Source organism: Streptomyces abikoensis (assembly GCF_014648775.1).
Classification (GTDB): Bacteria; Actinomycetota; Actinomycetes; order Streptomycetales; family Streptomycetaceae; genus Streptomyces; species Streptomyces abikoensis.
The window spans coordinates 207,357-224,346 of sequence record NZ_BMRT01000008.1 but is presented as its reverse complement, the minus strand read 5'-3'; the positions used below and the strand labels follow the sequence as shown (position 1 = coordinate 224,346).

22 protein-coding genes are annotated in these 16,990 nt (G+C 74.0%); 16 read left to right on the top strand and 6 right to left on the bottom strand.

Annotated features, from left to right (window positions below):
• The first annotated feature begins 40 nt into the window (after positions 1-40).
• From IE096_RS24330 to IE096_RS24320, 3 genes are read left to right on the top strand one after another with little or no spacing between them, the layout of a single operon-like run.
• Entirely contained in the window at positions 41-1,015 is a 975-nt protein-coding gene (locus tag IE096_RS24330) for an ABC transporter ATP-binding protein (protein WP_189455366.1), read from the top strand.
• Between the two features lie 31 nt (positions 1,016-1,046).
• The gene (locus IE096_RS24325) at positions 1,047-1,889 is read left to right on the top strand and encodes an ABC transporter permease (protein WP_189455176.1); all 843 of its coding nucleotides are present in this window, start codon (positions 1,047-1,049) and stop codon (positions 1,887-1,889) included.
• 59 nt (positions 1,890-1,948) lie between these two features.
• Positions 1,949-2,602: a hypothetical protein gene (locus IE096_RS24320; protein ID WP_229820566.1), complete on the top strand. Its 654-nt coding sequence runs from the start codon at positions 1,949-1,951 to the stop codon at positions 2,600-2,602.
• 101 nt (positions 2,603-2,703) lie between these two features.
• Here IE096_RS24320 and IE096_RS32275 read toward each other — a convergent pair whose 3' ends face one another.
• The 4 genes from IE096_RS32275 to IE096_RS24305 all read right to left on the bottom strand — a co-directional run bounded on the left by IE096_RS32275 (position 2,704) and on the right by IE096_RS24305 (position 5,800).
• A complete protein-coding gene (locus IE096_RS32275) occupies positions 2,704-2,778 on the bottom strand; it encodes a hypothetical protein (RefSeq protein WP_483409768.1) in 75 nt (24 codons plus the stop codon).
• Positions 2,779-2,850: 72 nt separating this feature from the next.
• A complete protein-coding gene (gene ybaK / locus IE096_RS24315) occupies positions 2,851-3,354 on the bottom strand; it encodes a Cys-tRNA(Pro) deacylase (RefSeq protein ID WP_189455174.1) in 504 nt (167 codons plus the stop codon).
• 16 nt (positions 3,355-3,370) lie between these two features.
• Entirely contained in the window at positions 3,371-4,108 is a 738-nt protein-coding gene (locus IE096_RS24310) for an LON peptidase substrate-binding domain-containing protein (protein ID WP_189455172.1), read from the bottom strand.
• 87 nt (positions 4,109-4,195) lie between these two features.
• Positions 4,196-5,800 carry an oxidoreductase gene (locus IE096_RS24305; protein ID WP_189455170.1) on the bottom strand — a complete coding sequence of 535 codons (1,605 nt, stop codon included), beginning with the start codon at positions 5,798-5,800 and terminating at the stop codon, positions 4,196-4,198.
• Between the two features lie 229 nt (positions 5,801-6,029).
• On the opposite strand from IE096_RS24305, the gene hisD reads away from it, so the two are divergent.
• From hisD to hisF, 8 genes are all read left to right on the top strand, one after another.
• The gene (gene hisD / locus IE096_RS24300; protein WP_189455168.1) at positions 6,030-7,355 is read left to right on the top strand and encodes a histidinol dehydrogenase; all 1,326 of its coding nucleotides are present in this window, start codon (positions 6,030-6,032) and stop codon (positions 7,353-7,355) included.
• Positions 7,352-8,461 carry a histidinol-phosphate transaminase gene (locus tag IE096_RS24295; RefSeq protein WP_189455166.1) on the top strand — a complete coding sequence of 370 codons (1,110 nt, stop codon included), beginning with the start codon at positions 7,352-7,354 and terminating at the stop codon, positions 8,459-8,461. Before hisD ends, IE096_RS24295 begins: the two co-directional genes overlap by 4 nt.
• On the top strand, positions 8,455-9,081 hold the full coding sequence (hisB, locus tag IE096_RS24290) for an imidazoleglycerol-phosphate dehydratase HisB (protein ID WP_189455164.1): 627 nt from the start codon (positions 8,455-8,457) through the stop codon (positions 9,079-9,081). The genes IE096_RS24295 and hisB overlap by 7 nt, the downstream gene beginning before the upstream one ends.
• A gap of 2 nt (positions 9,082-9,083) precedes the next feature.
• The gene (locus IE096_RS24285; protein ID WP_189455162.1) at positions 9,084-9,251 is read left to right on the top strand and encodes a CG2302 family histidine operon protein; all 168 of its coding nucleotides are present in this window, start codon (positions 9,084-9,086) and stop codon (positions 9,249-9,251) included.
• Entirely contained in the window at positions 9,248-9,889 is a 642-nt protein-coding gene (hisH, locus tag IE096_RS24280) for an imidazole glycerol phosphate synthase subunit HisH (protein WP_189455159.1), read from the top strand. The genes IE096_RS24285 and hisH overlap by 4 nt, the downstream gene beginning before the upstream one ends.
• Before the next feature lie 73 nt (positions 9,890-9,962).
• Positions 9,963-10,691 (top strand): bifunctional 1-(5-phosphoribosyl)-5-((5-phosphoribosylamino)methylideneamino)imidazole-4-carboxamide isomerase/phosphoribosylanthranilate isomerase PriA, encoded by a 729-nt coding sequence (gene priA / locus IE096_RS24275; RefSeq protein WP_126913701.1) that lies wholly within the window; start codon positions 9,963-9,965, stop codon positions 10,689-10,691.
• On the top strand, positions 10,688-11,092 hold the full coding sequence (locus IE096_RS24270; RefSeq protein ID WP_189455158.1) for a RidA family protein: 405 nt from the start codon (positions 10,688-10,690) through the stop codon (positions 11,090-11,092). Before priA ends, IE096_RS24270 begins: the two co-directional genes overlap by 4 nt.
• The gene (hisF, locus tag IE096_RS24265; RefSeq protein ID WP_189455155.1) at positions 11,089-11,844 is read left to right on the top strand and encodes an imidazole glycerol phosphate synthase subunit HisF; all 756 of its coding nucleotides are present in this window, start codon (positions 11,089-11,091) and stop codon (positions 11,842-11,844) included. Before IE096_RS24270 ends, hisF begins: the two co-directional genes overlap by 4 nt.
• Before the next feature lie 33 nt (positions 11,845-11,877).
• Here the strand turns inward: hisF and IE096_RS24260 are convergent, their stop codons facing one another.
• Entirely contained in the window at positions 11,878-12,429 is a 552-nt protein-coding gene (locus IE096_RS24260) for a DoxX family protein (protein WP_189455154.1), read from the bottom strand.
• A gap of 102 nt (positions 12,430-12,531) precedes the next feature.
• Positions 12,532-13,164 (bottom strand): TIGR03085 family metal-binding protein, encoded by a 633-nt coding sequence (locus IE096_RS24255; RefSeq protein WP_189455152.1) that lies wholly within the window; start codon positions 13,162-13,164, stop codon positions 12,532-12,534.
• A 34-nt stretch (positions 13,165-13,198) separates the two neighbouring features.
• On the opposite strand from IE096_RS24255, the gene hisI reads away from it, so the two are divergent.
• From hisI to IE096_RS24230, 5 genes are all read left to right on the top strand, one after another.
• Positions 13,199-13,567, top strand: a complete 369-nt coding sequence (gene hisI, locus IE096_RS24250) for a phosphoribosyl-AMP cyclohydrolase (protein WP_189455150.1) — start codon at positions 13,199-13,201, stop codon at positions 13,565-13,567.
• 27 nt (positions 13,568-13,594) lie between these two features.
• A complete protein-coding gene (locus IE096_RS24245; RefSeq protein WP_189455148.1) occupies positions 13,595-15,154 on the top strand; it encodes an anthranilate synthase component I in 1,560 nt (519 codons plus the stop codon).
• Positions 15,155-15,283: 129 nt separating this feature from the next.
• Positions 15,284-15,907, top strand: coding sequence for a TIGR02234 family membrane protein (locus IE096_RS24240; RefSeq protein WP_189455146.1), 624 nt, complete (start codon positions 15,284-15,286; stop codon positions 15,905-15,907).
• Between the two features lie 110 nt (positions 15,908-16,017).
• Positions 16,018-16,245: an HGxxPAAW family protein gene (locus IE096_RS24235; protein ID WP_189455144.1), complete on the top strand. Its 228-nt coding sequence runs from the start codon at positions 16,018-16,020 to the stop codon at positions 16,243-16,245.
• A gap of 106 nt (positions 16,246-16,351) precedes the next feature.
• The gene (locus tag IE096_RS24230; RefSeq protein ID WP_189455142.1) at positions 16,352-16,762 is read left to right on the top strand and encodes a DUF2752 domain-containing protein; all 411 of its coding nucleotides are present in this window, start codon (positions 16,352-16,354) and stop codon (positions 16,760-16,762) included.
• Positions 16,763-16,990: the final 228 nt, after the last annotated feature.

The window sequence follows — 16,990 nt, the reverse complement described above, 5'->3', positions numbered from 1 at the left end:
AACGGTCGGGAAACAGGCGGAGCGTGCCGCGGGCGCCACGGTGTGCACCGTGCGGGGGCTCGTCAAGACCTACCCGGCCGCGCGCGGCCGCCGCGGCCGCCCGGGCCCGGATCCGGTCCGGGCCACCGACGGCATCGACCTCGACATCCGGCGCGGTGAGATCTTCGGACTGCTCGGCCCCAACGGCGCCGGCAAGACCACGCTCGTCCGCCAGCTCACCGGACTGCTCCGCCCCGACGCCGGCAGCGTCGACCTCCTCGGCCACGACCTCGTCCGCCACCCCGAGCGCGCCGCGCGCCTCGTCGGCTACCTCGGCCAGGAGTCGACCGCGCTGGACGAGCTGACCGTGTCCCTGGCCGCCGAGACCACCGGCCGGCTGCGCGGCCTGGACCTGCGCACGGCCCGCGCCGAGCGGGACGCCGTCCTCGACGAGCTGGGCCTCGCGCCCCTCGCCGACCGCCCGCTGAAGAAGCTCTCCGGCGGCCAGCGCCGCCTCGCCTGCTTCGCCGCCGCGCTGGTCGGCGACCGCCCCCTGCTCGTCCTGGACGAGCCGACCACCGGCATGGACCCCGTGGCCCGCCGGGCCGTGTGGGCCGCCGTGGACCGGCGCCGCGCCGAGCGCGGCACCACCGTGCTGCTCGTCACCCACAACGTCATCGAGGCCGAGACCGTGCTGGACCGGGTCGCGGTCCTGGAGCACGGGCGGATCATCGCCTGTGACACCCCGTCGGGGCTCAAGGAGCTCGTCGGCGACGAGGTGCGCGTCGACCTGGTCTGGCGCACCGAGCCGCCGCTGGACGTGCCCGAGGTCGCAGCGCTGCGCGACGCCGCCCTGGAGACCGGCCGCCGCTGGTCGCTGCGGCTCGGCCCGGCGGAGGCGCGCGCCGCCGTCGCCGCGGTGACCGGCGGTCCCGCCTTCGCCGCGCTGGACGACTTCACGCTCGCCACGCCGAGCCTGGAGGACGTCTACCTCGCCCTCGGCGGCGGCCGGGCGCAGGGGCTGGTGAAGGCGTGACGAGGTCCGTAGCGAACAGGAGCTGTGCCGCGTGAGTGCCGTATCCGCAGAGGCGGTGTCCGGGACGGTCCGGGGAAGGGGCGGGGAGCGGCCCGGGGCCGGGGCCGAGGACGGCGCCGCCGCCCCGCTCGCGCCCGGGGCGCGGCTGCTGCCCGCGCTGGCGGCCGTCTACCGGGCGCAGCTCTCGCGCGCCCGCGTGGCGCGGATCCCGCTGCTGTTCGTGGCGACGTTCCAGTCCGTCGGCATCATGGTGATGATGCGCGGCGTCGTCGACGGCGGCGACGAGGCGCGGTCCGTCGTGGCCGGCTCCAGCGTCCTGGTCGTGGCGTTCGTCGCGCTCAACCTCCTCGCCCAGTACTTCGGCCAGTTGCGCGCCGGCGGCGGCCTCGACCACTACGCGACGCTGCCGGTGCCGCCCGCGGCGGTCGTGCTGGGGGCGGCCGGGGCGTACGCGTCCTTCACCGCGCCCGGCACCCTCGTCACGGCGGTGGTGGGCAGCGTGCTGTTCAAGCTGCCGATGGCGCACCTGTGGGTGCTGGCGGCCGTGATCCCCGTCTCGGGCGCGGCCCTCGCCGGACTGGGCGCCGCCCTGGGGCTGCTCGCACCGCGCCAGGAGCTCGCCACGCTGGGCGGCCAGCTGGGCATGTCGGCGGCGCTGCTGCTGGGCGTGCTGCCGGCCGCGCACATGCCGGCGCCGATCGCGTTCGCGCGGGATCTGCTGCCGTCGACCTACGGCGTGGAGGCGCTCGCGCGGTCCTTCGACGCGCGCCCGGACTGGCTGCTGGTGGTGGCCGACCTCGGGGTGTGCGCGGCCGTCGGCGTCGTGTCGCTGGCCGTGGCCACCTGGGCCTACCGCCGGGCGGCGGTGCGGTGACGCGCCGCACCGACCCTCCTGGCGCCGGGGTGCCCACGCCGACCTGGCACGATGGCGGGGTGACCGCACCGCTGACTCCGCAGGACGACTCCTCCTCCGAGGGCCCGAGCCCCGAGCACGCCCCCGACCGGCAGGACGGCCAGGACGACCAGGCCGGCCAGGCCGACCCGGCGCGGGAGCAGGCCCGGGCGGAGGCGCGCGCCGAGCTGCGGCAGGGCGCGGTGATCCTCGCGGCGGTGACGCTGGCCGGTGTGCTGCTGGGCCTGCTGTGGGTGTGGCTGGCGCCCCGGGTGCCGCTGATCTCCGACGGCAAGGCCGTCTACCTGAAGAACACCGAGGGCGAGCAGGCCATCGGCGCGGACGGCTGGTTCGGCCTGCTGGGGCTGGGCTTCGGCGTGCTGAGCGCGGCCGTGGTGTTCCTCTTCCGCCGCGCCGGCGGCATCGCGATCGTCGTGGGCCTGGCCGTCGGCTCGCTGCTGGCCTCGCTGGTCGCCTGGCGGCTCGGCATCCGGCTCGGCCCCACCGGCGACGTGGCCGCGCACGCCCTGGCCGTGGGCAAGGGCGTCGTCTTCGACGCGCCGCTGCGGCTGGGGGCGAAGGGGATGCTGCTGGCGTGGCCGCTGGCCGCGATGGCCACGCACCTGGGCCTGACGGCCCTGTTCGGCCCGAGGGACCCGGAACCGCCGGTGGTTCCCCACTGGCCGGAGCGGTAGCCCCGGCCCCGCTGATCAGCCCGTCCGGCGTTTGAGGACCGGGGGTCCGGGGGCGGAGCCCCCGGGAAACGGGAAGGGGCGGGACCGGGGTAAAACCCCTGCTACGCCGGCCTACGGCCGTGGTTGGCGCGGCCCTTCCTCAGCCGCCAACGACGCTTCCGCGTGCGCTTCGACATCGGGCGTCCCCTCCCGTAGTGGACCGCTCGCGTGGCGGTCCCCTTCGGTCGTAACGACGGCGCGGACCGCCGTCAAGGGCGCGCGATCGCCGCCACCACCGCCCCCGTGAGCGCCGCCAGATCCTCCGGCGCGAGCTCGACCTCCAGCCCCCGCCTCCCCGCCGACACACAGATCGTGGCGTGCGCCCGCGCGGACGCGTCCAGCGCGGTCGGGAGGCGCTTGCGCTGCCCGAGCGGGGAGATGCCGCCCCGGACGTACCCGGTCGTGCGCTCCGCGGCGGCCGGGTCGGCCATCGCGGCGCGCTTGCCGCCGACGGCCGTGGCGAGCGCCTTGAGGTCGAGCGAGCCCGACACCGGCACGACCGCCACGGTCAGCGCGCCGTCGACCTCCGCGACGAGGGTCTTGAAGACCCGCCCGGGCTCCACCCCCAGCGCCTGCGCGGCCTCCTCGCCGTAGGAGGGGGTGGCCGGGTCGTGCTCGTAGGCGTGGACGGTGAAGGCGGCGCCGGCCTTCTCCAGGGCGACGATCGCGGGCGTCGAGCCCGCGCCCTGCCGTTTGCCGTTCTTCTTCGCCAAAACCTCGTCCTGTCGATCAGTTGGGGCTGGTGGGCCGCCGGGTGAGCTCGACGGCGGGCAGGGAGGGGAGCTTGCCCATGACGGCCGTCTCGGCGCGCAGCAGCCGCAGCTCGTCCGCGAGCCGCGAGGCGGTGTCGGGCGCCTGGAGCAGCCGCTGCTTGGCCGGGGTGTCCAGCACGGCGGCCGCCGCGACCAGGTAGGACAGCACCCGGGGCTCGCCCGGCAGCTCCGCGCGGCCCGCGAGCGAGGCGTCGTTCGCCCCGGCCAGCCGCTTCTGGTAGGCGCGGAAGGCCCGGACGACGCCCGAGGCGAGCGCCCCGGCGCCCTCGCCCTGCCGCTCCTCGACGTGCTCGATCTCGGCGGTGAGGTACGGGCCCGAGGCGTCGACGGACAGCAGCCGGAAACGGGTCGTGCCGGTGGCGAGGACCTCGTAGGAGCCGTTGGGGCGCTTGCGGATGGTGGCCGCGTCCGCGACGCAGCCCATGGCGAAGAAGGACGCCATCGGGTCGGGGCCGAAGCCGGAGGCGGGGCCCGGCTCGGGGCGGGCCTCCTCCGGCAGGCCCGGGGCGCTGGGGGCCACCTCGTGGCCGTCGCGGATGGCGACGACGCCGAAGCGGCGCGGTGTGTCCTCGGGCAGCTCCGCCAGGTCACGCATCAGCGTGCGGTACCGCCGCTCGAAGACGTTCAGCGGGAGCACGAGGCCCGGGAACAGCACCGAGTTCAGCGGGAACAGGGGAAGGCGCTCGGTGGTCACGGGCCGTAAGCCTAATGGCCGGGCGGCCCGGTGGAGCGGGGATTTCACCGGGGGCGGAGCGCCCCCGGCCGTCGGCTCACTGCCGGCTCACTGTCGGCGCAGCAGCCGGGAGGCGCCCGCCGCGACCGTGGTGGCGAGGATCCAGCCGAGCAGGGTGAGGGCCGCGACGACCCACTGGGCGGCGCCGGCGGGCCGCCACGCGGTGCCCTGGCCGAGGTCGATGACGGGCAGCAGCAGGTCCAGGGAGTACAGCTCGGGGTTCCAGACCGGGCCCTCGCCCTCCTTGACCGGCGGCAGCGGCCGGTAGGAGAAGTAGCAGGCGCCGATCGCCCACAGCACGGCCATCCACACGGCGGCCCGGCCCGGCCGGTAGCCGTAGGCCACCGTCCAGTCCTGGAGGTGGCCCCAGGCCCGGCCCGCCGGGGGCAGCGTCTCGCGTCTGCGGCGCTGCTTGGCGAGGAGGACCTCCCGGGCGTCGGCGTCCTCGCCGCTGGCGCGCAGGGCGCCCGCCAGCCGCTCGTAGGGCTCCGGCGCGTACTCGGGGGTGGCCGCCGCCACCCAGTCCAGGCGGCGGGCGAGGGGGAAGGAGCCCATCGGGATCAGGTTCTCGTAGGTGAAGCCGGCCATGGCCAGCCCGCCGGGGCCGGGCCAGCTGTCGAAGCGGTCGACCAGGTTGACCACGCGCGCCCCGGACAGCACCACCCGGCCGCGCTGCTGCCGCTCCCCGAGGAAGCGCAGCTCGGGCGTCTGCACCCGGCGCAGCGACAGCTCCTGGTCGGACTCCATCACGAAGCGGGCCTCGCTGAGGTCCACGGCGTCGCCGAACCGCCCGTCGTCCAACCGCGCCCCGCCCAGGCACTCGAAGCGCCGCTGCCGGGCGTTCTGCTCGGGCACGGAGGTGGCGATGCCGAACGGGGGAGTGGCGCCGCTGGTGTAGCGGGCGTAGCCGAGACCCGCCGAGGTCAGGTAGAGGGTGCGCTCGACCTTCAGCTGCGGGGCGTTGAGCGCGCGGCGGCCGAAGGGGTTGTTGAGGGTGGAGCCGCGCAGGCTCAGCGAGGCGCCGATCGTCGCGCCGCGCATGCTCAGCTCGCCGTGGGAGCGCATCATCTCGGCCTGGAGGTCCTGCCCCACGGTCATCCCGTCGGCGGCGATGGACAGCCCGCGCCGGTCGCGGCGCACCACCAGCTGGTTGAGCAGCAGGTCCGTGCCGATGTGGGCGTCCGTCAGCCGGATGCCGTGCTGGACGACGCAGCGCGGCAGGTGGAGATCGCCCTCGGTGCGGATCCGGGCGGCTTCCACCCGGGGGATGGCGCAGCCGACCAGGCGGAGGGTGGAGAAGGTGCTCTCGGGCAGCAGCAGCTGCTGTTCGAACCGGCAGTTGTGGAGCTCGACGTAGGGGGTGACGGTGCCGCCGGAGAGGTCCAGGGTGCCGGTGACCTGTACGCCGTTGAGCTTGAGCGCGGCGACCCGGCCGGGGTGCGGCGGCGGCCCGCTGAGCAGCAGCAGGGCCACGACCCGGGCGCGGACGGTGCGCTCGGGGCCCCAGGGGTGCTGCCCGCTGGGGTCGTTGAGCTCGGGGCGCGGGCCGCGCAGGTCGAGGGTGGCGCCCTTGCGGAAGGCCTCCCACATGTCCCGCTCGGCGGTGGTCAGCTCGAGATCGGCGGGCGGTGCGCCCACGGCTCCCTCGGTCACGGTCTCCCCCCTCTCGCGGCCTCTTCCGGCCCGAACGTCTTCCATGGCGACGCGCGTACGTTCGTAAGCGCCCCGCGTACCCGCCCCATTCCCGCCGGGTGACCGTTCGAACACCGGCGGTGAGTGGCGATTGTCCGTCCACCGTCAGCCAAAGATCAACTCATTGGCGGCATATCACTGGGTGGTACGGGGAGCGGTGCGACAGGACGGGTCTGAGACAATTGACGGCGTGATCTCCCGAATCGATCTGCGCGGCGACGCCTTCCCCGTGAACGGCATCGACCGCGACCTGCTGCCCCGTGCCGAGCTCGACGTCGAGGCCGCCCTGGAAAAGGTGCGGCCCATCTGCGACGACGTGCATCATCGCGGCACCGCGGCCCTGATCGACTACGCGGAGCGCTTCGACGGAGTGAAGATCGACCGGGTGCGGGTCCCCGCCGAGGCGATCGCCAAGGCCCTGGAGGAGCTCGACCCGGCCGTGCGCGCCGCGCTGGAGGAGTCCATCCGCCGCGCCCGCCTCGTCCACCGCGAGCAGCGCCGCACCGACACCACCGTCCAGGTCGTGCCCGGCGGCACGGTCACCGAGCGCTGGGTGCCCGTCCGGCGCGTCGGCCTCTACGTCCCCGGCGGCCGGTCCGTCTACCCCTCGTCCGTCGTGATGAACGTCGTCCCGGCCCAGGAGGCCGGCGTCGGCTCCATGGCCGTCGCCTCCCCGCCCCAGGCCGACTTCGGCGGCCTGCCGCACCCCACGATCCTGGCCGCCTGCGCGCTGCTGGGCGTCGACGAGGTGTACGCGGCCGGCGGCGCCCAGGCTGTCGCCATGTTCGCCTACGGCACCGACGAGTGCCCCCGGGCCGACATGGTCACCGGCCCCGGCAACATCTGGGTCGCCGCCGCCAAGCGGCTGCTCAAGGGCCGCATCGGCATCGACGCCGAGGCCGGCCCCACCGAGATCGCCGTCCTCGCCGACGCCACCGCCGACCCGGCGCACGTCGCCGCCGACCTCATCAGCCAGGCCGAGCACGACCCGCTGGCCGCCTCCGTCCTCGTCACCGACTCCGAGGAGCTCGCGGACGCGGTCGAGAAGGAGCTCGCGGTCCAGGTAGCCGCCACCAAGCACGTGGAGGACCGGATCCTCCCCGCGCTCGGCGGCCGCCAGTCCGGCATCGTGCTGGTCGACGGCATCGAGCAGGGCCTGGAGGTCGTGGACGCCTACGCCGCCGAGCACCTGGAGATCCAGACCGCCGACGCCGCCGCCGTGGCCGCCCGCGTCCGCAACGCCGGCGCGATCTTCGTCGGCGCGTACTCCCCGGTGTCCCTGGGCGACTACGCCGCGGGCTCCAACCACGTCCTGCCCACCGGCGGCTGCGCCTGCCACTCCTCCGGGCTGTCCGTGCAGTCCTTCCTGCGCGGCATCCACGTCGTGGACTACTCCCGCGAGGCGTTGGCCGACGTCGCGGGCCACGTGGTGACGCTCGCCGAGGCCGAGGACCTGCCCGCCCACGGCGCGGCGGTCAAGGCGAGGTTCGACTGGAAGGTTCCGGAAGGCAAGTGACCGGCATCGACGATCTCCCCATCCGGGACGAACTGCGCGGCAAGTCCCCGTACGGCGCCCCCCAGCTCGACGTGCCCGTACGCCTGAACACCAACGAGAACCCCTACCCCCTCCCCGAGCCCCTCGTGGCCCGGATCGCCGAGCGCGTCGCCGAGGCCGCCCGGCACCTCAACCGCTACCCCGACCGGGACGCGGTCGAGCTCCGCACCGAGCTCGCCAAGTACCTCACCCGCACCACGGGTCACGAGGTCACCATGGGACACGTCTGGGCCGCCAACGGCTCCAACGAGGTCCTCCAGCAGCTGCTCCAGACCTTCGGCGGACCCGGCCGCTCGGCCATGGGCTTCGAGCCCTCGTACTCGATGCACGCCCTGATCTCCCGGGGCACCGGCACCGGCTGGATCTCCGGCCCGCGGCGCGCCGATTTCACCATCGACGTCGACGCCGCAGTGGCCGCCATCGCCGAGCACCGGCCCGAGGTCGTCTTCATCTGCTCGCCGAACAACCCCACGGGCACGGCGGTCGACGAGGAGACGGTCCTGCGGCTGTACGAGGCCGCCCAGGCGGCCCGCCCGTCGCTGGTCGTCGTCGACGAGGCGTACGGCGAGTTCAGCCACCGCCCCTCGCTGCTGCCGCTGATCGAGGGCCGCCCGCACCTCGTCGTCTCCCGCACCATGTCCAAGGCCTTCGGCGCCGCCGGGCTGCGCCTCGGCTACCTCGCCGCGCACCCCGCCGTGGTCGACGCCGTCCAGCTCGTCCGGCTGCCGTACCACCTCTCGGCCGTCACCCAGGCCACGGCGCTCGCCGCCCTGGAGCACACGGACACGCTGCTCGGCTACGTCGAACAGCTCAAGGCCGAACGCGACCGCATCGTCACCGAGCTGCGCGCCATGGGCTGCGAGGTGACCGATTCCGACGCCAACTTCGTCCAGTTCGGGCGGTTCGACGACAGCCACGCCGCATGGCGGGCCATCCTCGACCACGGGGTCCTCGTACGGGACAACGGCGTCCCGGGGTGGCTGCGGGTGACCGCGGGCACCCCGGCCGAGAACGACGCGTTCCTGGACGCGGTCCGCGCCATTCGCAAGGAGAACAACACATGCTGAACTTTCCGGGGGAGGACCCCCGGGCCCCCAAGCGCGTCGGCCGCGTCGAGCGCACCACCAAGGAGACCTCCGTCCTGGTCGAGATAGACCTCGACGGCACCGGGCAGGTCGACGTGTCGACCGGGGTCGGCTTCTTCGACCACATGCTCGACCAGCTCGGCCGCCACGGCCTCTTCGACCTCACCGTCAAGACCGACGGCGACCTCCACATCGACACCCACCACACCATCGAGGACACCGCCCTCGCGCTGGGCGCCGCCTTCAAGCAGGCCCTCGGCGACAAGGTGGGCATCTACCGCTTCGGCAACTGCACCGTGCCCCTGGACGAGTCCCTCGCCCAGGTCACCGTCGACCTCTCCGGCCGCCCCTACCTCGTGCACACCGAGCCCGAGAACATGGCGCCGATGATCGGCTCGTACGACACGACGATGACCCGGCACATCCTGGAGTCCTTCGTCGCCCAGGCGCAGATCGCCCTCCACGTCCACGTCCCGTACGGGCGCAACGCCCACCACATCGTGGAGTGCCAGTTCAAGGCCCTCGCCCGGGCCCTGCGCTACGCCAGCGAGCGCGACCCGCGCGCGGCCGGGATCCTCCCGTCGACGAAGGGCGCCCTCTGACCGTGAACGGCACCTCCACCGCGCTCATCCTCGTCGGCCTGTTCCTGGTCGGCGGCATCTACTCGTTCGTCAAGCAGGGCATGCCCAAGGGCGTGATCGTGCTGCTCGGCATAGGCGCGGCCATGTCCCTGGCCGCCGGCGTGCTGCGTATCGAAGGACTCTGGTCATGAGCACCCCGAAGAAGGTCGTCGTCTTCGACTACGGCTTCGGCAACGTCCGCTCCGCCGAGCGGGCCCTCGCCCACGTCGGCGCCGACGTGGAGATCACCCGCGACTTCGACACGGCCATGAACGCCGACGGGCTCCTCGTCCCCGGCGTCGGCGCGTTCGACGCCTGCATGCGCGGGCTGCGCTCCGCGCGCGGCGACTGGATCGTCGGACGCCGGCTGTCCGGCGGCCGTCCCGTCATGGGCATCTGCGTCGGCATGCAGATCCTCTTCGAGCGCGGCATCGAGCACGGCGTCGAGACCGAGGGCCTCGACGAGTGGCCCGGCACGGTCGAGCCGCTCAAGGCCGACGTCGTCCCCCACATGGGCTGGAACACCGTCACCCCGGCCGAGGGCTCCGCGCTCTTCGCCGGCCTCGACGCGGACACCCGCTACTACTTCGTGCACTCCTACGCCGTGCGCGAGTGGAAGCTGGAGGTCGGCAACGCCAACATCCGCGCCCCCAAGGTCACCTGGGCCACCCACGGCGAGCCGTTCGTCGCCGCCGTGGAGAACGGCCCCCTGTGGGCCACCCAGTTCCACCCCGAGAAGTCCGGCGACGCCGGAGCGGTTCTGCTCCGCAACTGGCTGGACACGCTGTGACCGCAGCACCCCGCCGTCGCCGTGCCGACGGCCGTGACACCCGGCCGGCTCCCTCATCCGTAAGGTCCACTTCATGACCCACCGCCTCGAACTCCTGCCCGCCGTCGACGTCCGCGGCGGTCAGGCCGTCCGTCTCGTCCATGGCGAGTCCGGCTCCGAGACGTCGTACGGCGACCCGCTTGCCGCCGCTCAGACCTGGCAGCGCGCGGGCGCCGAGTGGCTCCACCTCGTCGACCTGGACGCCGCCTTCGGCACCGGCGACAACCGTGCGCAGGTGGCCGAGGTCGCCCGCTCGATGGACATCAAGGTCGAGCTGTCCGGCGGCATCCGCGACGACGCCTCGCTCGCCGCCGCCCTCGCCACCGGCTGCACCCGCGTCAACCTCGGCACCGCCGCCCTGGAGACCCCCGAGTGGGTCGCCAAGGTCATCGCCGAGCACGGCGACCGCATCGCGGTCGGCCTGGACGTCCGCGGCACCACCCTCCGCGGCCGCGGCTGGACCCGCGACGGCGGCGACCTCTACGAGACCCTCGCCCGCCTCGACTCCGAGGGCTGCGCCCGCTACGTCGTCACCGACATCGCCAAGGACGGCACCCTCCAGGGCCCCAACCTGGAGCTCCTGAAGAACGTCTGCGCCGTCACCGACCGTCCGGTCGTGGCCTCCGGTGGCGTCTCCTCTCTTGACGATCTGCGCGCGATCGCCACCCTGGTACCGGAGGGCGTCGAAGGAGCGATCGTCGGAAAGGCCCTCTACGCCAAGGCGTTCACCTTGGAAGAGGCCCTGGAGGCAGTGTCCGTATGAGCGATACCCCGGCCCGGCGGCACGTCCAGACGAACAGTCCTTGGGAAGCGGAGATCGGCTTCGCACGTGCCGTCGCGGCCGGGGACCGGGTGCACGTCGCGGGGACGATGCCGCTGGTGAACGGCGTCCTCCACGGCGAGGGCGACCCCTATGTCCAGGCCCGCACGGCCTTCGGCAACGCGCTCGCCGCGCTGAAGGAGTTCGGCCTCGGCACGGACTCCGTCGTCCGCACCCGGATGTATCTCACCCACGCGCGGGACGTGGACGCGGTCGGCCGCGCCCACAAGGAGCTCTTCGACGCCGTCCGGCCCGCCGCGACCATGGTCGTGGTCTCCGGCTTCGTCGACTCCCGCGTGCTGGTCGAAGTAGAAGTAGAAGCTTTCAGAGGAGCAACGGCGTGACCCTCGCGGTCCGAGTCATCCCCTGCCTGGACGTGGACAACGGCCGGGTCGTCAAGGGCGTCAATTTCCAGAACCTGCGCGACGCGGGCGACCCCGTCGAAATGGCCAGGATCTACGGCCAGGAGGGCGCCGACGAGCTGACCTTCCTCGACATCACGGCCTCCTCCGGCAACCGCGAGACCACCTACGACGTGGTGCGCCGCACCGCCGAGCAGGTCTTCATCCCGCTGACGGTCGGCGGCGGCGTCCGCACCGCCGAGGACGTCGACAAGCTGCTGCGCGCCGGCGCCGACAAGGTCGGCGTCAACACCGCCGCCATCGAACGGCCGGAGCTCATCCGCGAGATCGCCGAGCGCTTCGGCCGCCAGGTCCTCGTCCTGTCGGTGGACGCCCGCCGCACGGCCTCCGGCTCCTTCGAGGTCACCACCCACGGCGGGCGCCGTGGCACCGGCATGGACGCCGTGGAGTGGGCCCACCGCGCCGCCGAGCTGGGCGCCGGCGAGATCCTGCTGAACTCCATGGACGCCGACGGCACCAAGGACGGATACGACACGGAGATGATCACCGCCGTGCGCCGTCACGTCACCGTCCCCGTCATCGCCAGCGGTGGCGCGGGCCGCCTGGAGCACTTCGCCCCGGCGGTCGAGGCGGGCGCGGACGCGGTCCTGGCCGCGTCGGTCTTCCACTTCGGCGACCTGCGCATCGGCGACGTCAAGGAAGCCCTGAAGGGCGCCGGGCACGCTGTGCGCTAGCCGCGCGTGGGTCCGGGGGCTCCGCCCCCGGACCTACGCCCGGATCAGCAGGAAGATCGCCCCCACCACCAACGCCAACGCGATCGCCGCCACCCCGTACACCACCCGGTGCGCCCGCAGCACCGGCAGGTAGTGGTCCACCGCGTACGCCCCCGGCCCGGTCAGCGCCAGCGCCGCCGCGCTCACGGCCACCAGCAGCGTGAACTCCACCCCGCTGGGCAGCAGGAATCCGCCCTCCCAGGTCACCCCCAGCGCGTTGACCATCGTTCCCAGCACCGCCGCCGCGGCCAGCGGTGTGAGCAGCCCCAGGAACAGCCCGGCCCCGCCGAGCGACTCGCTCAGCCCGGCGATCACGGCCATCGCCTTCGGCGCCGGATAACCGGCCTGCTTGAAGTACTGGGCCGTGCCGTCGACGCCCGCCCCGTCGAACCACCCGAAAAGCTTCTGCGTACCGTGCGTGACCATGATGATCCCGAGCATCATGCGCAGCAGCAGAAGGCCCCAGGAGTAACCGGCCAGCGCTGACGACGGCTGGTCACGCCCCTGCCCGGCGAAGACGTGCGTCGTTCTGCTCCGAAAAGCCATGATCGGCACCTTCTTCCACCCTCGGTACCAGTGTCACCCCGGGCCACGGGGGTCCGCCATACGTCAGGAGGAGCGCGGGCGCCAGTCGACGGCCGCGCGTCGCTACAGCCCCAGCGACGCCGCCTTCAGCTTGGCGATCGCCGTGTCCTCGCCCGCCAGCTCCACCCGCGCCGCGTCCTGCCGGCCGAAGGCGAACAGCAGCAGCTCACCGGGCTCCCCGGTGACCGTCACGACGGGCGCGCCCTTCTGGGCGACCGCCGTCCGGCCGTCGGGGCGCCGCAGCACCAGGCCCACCGGCGACTTCCGGCCGACCAGCCGGGCGGTGCGCTCCAGCCGGCTCCACAGCGCGTCCGCGAAGACGGGGTCCGGCTCGCGGGGCGTCCAGTCCGGCTGGGCCCGGCGCACGTCCTCGGTGTGGACGAAGAACTCCACGGTGTTGGCCGCCTCGTCGATCTGCTTGAGGGCGAACGGCGAGGTGCGCGGCGGACCGGTGCGGATGAGCTGGATCAGCTCCTCGTACGGCTTGGCCGCGAATTCCGCCTGCACCCGCTCCAGCCGGCCGGCCAGTGGCTTGATCACGACCCCGGCGGCGGCGTCGGGCCGCCGCTCGCGCACCACGGTGTGGGCGGCGAGGTCGCGGGCCCGCCAGCCCTCGCAGAGGGTGGGGGCGTCGGGGCCGACCGTCTCCAACAGGTCGGCGAGGAGCAGACGTTCGCGCTGCGCGTGGGTTGACATGGCGTCAGCCTACGACGCGGGGGACAATGGGGCCATGACCGGCAACACCCGCCCCCTGTCCAACCTCGACCCCGCCATCGCCGCCCGGCTCAAGCGGAGCGTCGACGGCCTGATCCCCGCCATCGCCCAGCAGTACGACACCGGCGAGGTGCTCATGCTCGGCTGGATGGACGACGAGGCCCTCCACCGCACGCTCACCACCGGCCGCTGCACGTACTGGAGCCGCAGCCGCCAGGAGTACTGGGTCAAGGGCGACACCTCGGGGCACGTGCAGCACGTCAAGTCCGTCGCCCTGGACTGCGACGCGGACACGATCCTGGTCAAGGTCGACCAGGTCGGCCCGGCCTGCCACACCGGCACCCGGACGTGTTTCGACGCGGACCTGCTGCCCCTGGACCGCTGACCCCGCGCAGCCAGTAGGCTCCGCGCCATGGCTGCCACGTCCGCACACGCTTCCCACGGCCCCGGCGGAGCCGACGGGGATGTCACCCCCGACGCGGGGACCTTCCGCACGCTCGCGAAGGACCGCCGGGTCATCCCCGTCACCCGCCGTTTCCTCGCCGACGGCGACACGCCCGTGGGCCTCTACCGCAAGCTCGCCGCCGAACGGCCCGGCACGTTCCTGCTGGAGTCCGCCGAGAACGGCCGCACCTGGTCCCGTTACTCCTTCGTCGGCGTCCGCAGCGCGGCCACCCTGACCGTGCGCGACGGCGAGGCCCACTGGCTGGGCACCCCGCCCGTGGGCGTGCCGACCGACGGGGACCCGCTGGCCGCCCTGCGGGCCACCGTGGCGACGCTCCACACCCCCCGCGACCTCATCGAGGGCGAGGGGCTGCCGCCCTTCACCGGCGGCATGGTCGGCTACCTGGGCTACGACATCGTCCGCCGCCTGGAGAAGATCGGCGAGCACGGCGAGGACACCCTCGGACTGCCCGAGCTGACCATGCTCCTCACCTCGGACCTCGCCGTCCTCGACCACTGGAACGGCACGGTCCTGCTGATCGCCAACGCGATCAACCACGACAACCGCGAGACCGGCATCGACGAGGCGTACGCCGACGCCGTCGCCCGCCTCGACGCCATGGCCGCCGACCTCCGCCGCTCCGTGGACACCCGGCCCACCGCCCTGCCGGCCTCCGAGCTGCCCGAGTACACCGCCCGCTGGGGCGGCCCGGACTTCATGGCGGCCGTCGAGGACATCAAGGAGCGCATCCGCGCGGGGGAGGCCTTCCAGGTCGTGCCCTCGCAGCGGTTCGAGACCCCCTGCACGGCCTCCGCCCTCGACGTCTACCGGGTGCTGCGGGCCACCAACCCCAGCCCGTACATGTACCTGTTCCGCTTCCCGGACGGCGACGGGGGCGCGTTCGACGTGGTCGGCTCCAGCCCCGAGGCGCTGGTGAAGGTCCGGGACGGGCACGCGCTGGTGCACCCCATCGCCGGCACCCGCCCGCGCGGCGCCACCCCGCAGGAGGACGCGGCCCTGGCCGAGGAGCTGCTGGCCGACCCCAAGGAGCGCGCCGAGCACCTGATGCTCGTCGACCTCGGCCGCAACGACCTGGGCCGCGTCTGCGAGCCCGGCAGCGTCGAGGTCGTCGACTTCATGTCGATCGAGCGCTACAGCCATGTGATGCACATCGTCTCCACCGTCACGGGCCGGCTCGCCCCGGGGCGCACGGCCTTCGACGTCCTCACGGCCTGCTTCCCGGCCGGCACCCTCTCCGGCGCGCCCAAGCCGCGCGCCATGCAGATCATCGAGGAGCTGGAGCCGGCCCGCCGGGGCCTGTACGGGGGCTGCGTCGGCTACCTGGACTTCGCCGGGGACTCCGACACCGCCATCGCCATCCGCACCGCCCTCCTCCGCGACGGCACCGCCTACGTCCAGGCCGGCGCCGGCATCGTCGCCGACTCCGACCCGGCGGCGGAAGACGCCGAATGCCGCCACAAGGCCGGCGCGGTCCTGCGAGCGGTCCACACGGCGAACCGCCTGTAGGTGTGTGCGGGCAATCGTTCCGCAGGGCTGGGGGCACCTCCCAGCGGTAGCTGGGGGAGGGTGGGCGCACACACCCACGGCCCGCACCCGCCCACCGGCCCGTGCCCCCGACAAGGGATAGTGGTACCCGTGACCGCAGCAGTACCCAATCCCCGCACGGGCCGCCGCACCCTGGCCGCCGCCCTCCTCATGGGCGCCCTGGGCCCCGCCCTGGTCCTCCTGGCCACCGGCCGCACCTGGTCCGAGGGCACCGCCGCCGCCGAGCGCGGCATCAGCATGGCCCAGCAGGCCAGCGGCCAGGAGGTCACCGCCCTGCCCGGCGCCCTGGCGGTCGTCGGCCTCGCCGCGCTCGTCGCCGTCTTCGCCGTGCGCGGCGCGGCCCGCCGCTTCGTCGCCGGGCTGCTCGTGCTGAGCGGCGCCGGAGTGGTGGGCGCGTCGGTCACCGGGCTGAGCGACACCACCGCCCTGGAGGAGAAGGCCGCCAAGGTCGCGGGCCTGACCCGGGCCTCCATCGCCGACGTCGGGCACACCGCCTGGCCGTGGGTCGCCGTCGCCGGCGGCGTCCTGCTCCTCCTCGCGGGGCTGCTCGCCCTGCGCTTCGGGCCGCAGTGGCCCGCCATGTCCGGCCGCTACGAGCGCGGCGACGCGCCCGCCCCGCGCCGTGCCAAGGCCCCCGCCGACCCGGAGCGGCCCGAGGAGCTGTGGAAGGCCCTCGACCGGGGCGAGGACCCCACGGGCGGCCCCGCACGATGACACGCCCGGCCGGACGCCAACCCCGGCGCACGGCCGCCCGGCACGTCGGGGACAATGGCCCCAGCGATCTCCGCGCCCCCGGGCGCGCCACAGCAACGAGGAGTCAACTCATGTCGGGTACCGACCACGGACACACCCCGGCCGCCTGGACCGGTGTCACCATCGCCTTCATCGGCTTCTGCATCGCGGGCGCGTTCGTCGTCATGGCCAAGCCCGTCGGTTTCTGGGCCGGCATGGTCGTGGTGGTCCTCGGCGGCGTCGTCGGTGGGGTCATGCGGATGATGGGCATGGGCCAGTCCCCCAAGAAGGCCCCGCAGACCGCCGGGACCGGGGCCTGATCCGTCCCGTCCCTTCGGCGCCGAGGCGCGGCCCGGGCTCGTGCGGGGTACCCCGTACGGATGTCCTGAGCTGCGCCTTCGTGCTACCGGGCGGAAACTGCCCGGTATGACGCCCGAGTCCCTCCCGCGCCGCCTCGCCGCGCCGCTCGGCGTCGCCGCCGGGCTGGGCGCGGCCGTCACCCGGGTGGCCGTGGTGGACCCCAACCGTCCCGGCTCCTATCCGGCCTGCCCGCTGCTGCGCTGGACGGGCCTGTACTGCCCGGGCTGCGGCGGGCTCCGCGGCCTCCACGCGCTGGCCCACGGCGACCTCGGCACGGCGCTCGGCGCGAACGCCCTGGCGGTCGCCGGGTACGCCGCCTTCGCCGTGCTCTGGACGCTGTGGCTGGTCCGGGCGGCCCGGACGGGCGGGGGCATGCCCGTCGCGTTCCGGCCGGAACACGTCTGGGCGCTGGCCGGGATCGTGCTGCTGTTCACGGTCGTACGCAATCTGCCGTGCGGCTCGGCACTCGTGCCGTAGATCCCACCCGTCAGCCGTACGTTCGGTGACGGACCGGTTCCGCCGACGGCGCCGACCGCCAGGGACCGCAACGGACCGGCGCTGACCGGTAGGGATCGCTGTGGATCGACGCGGTCCGGTACGGACCGATCCTGATCGTTCGCGTACGGTGTACGTAACGTGAACACCGCGCGCGAACCCCGCACCACGCACCGTGCGCACCGGAGGGCGCCCCTCCGGTCGTCCGAT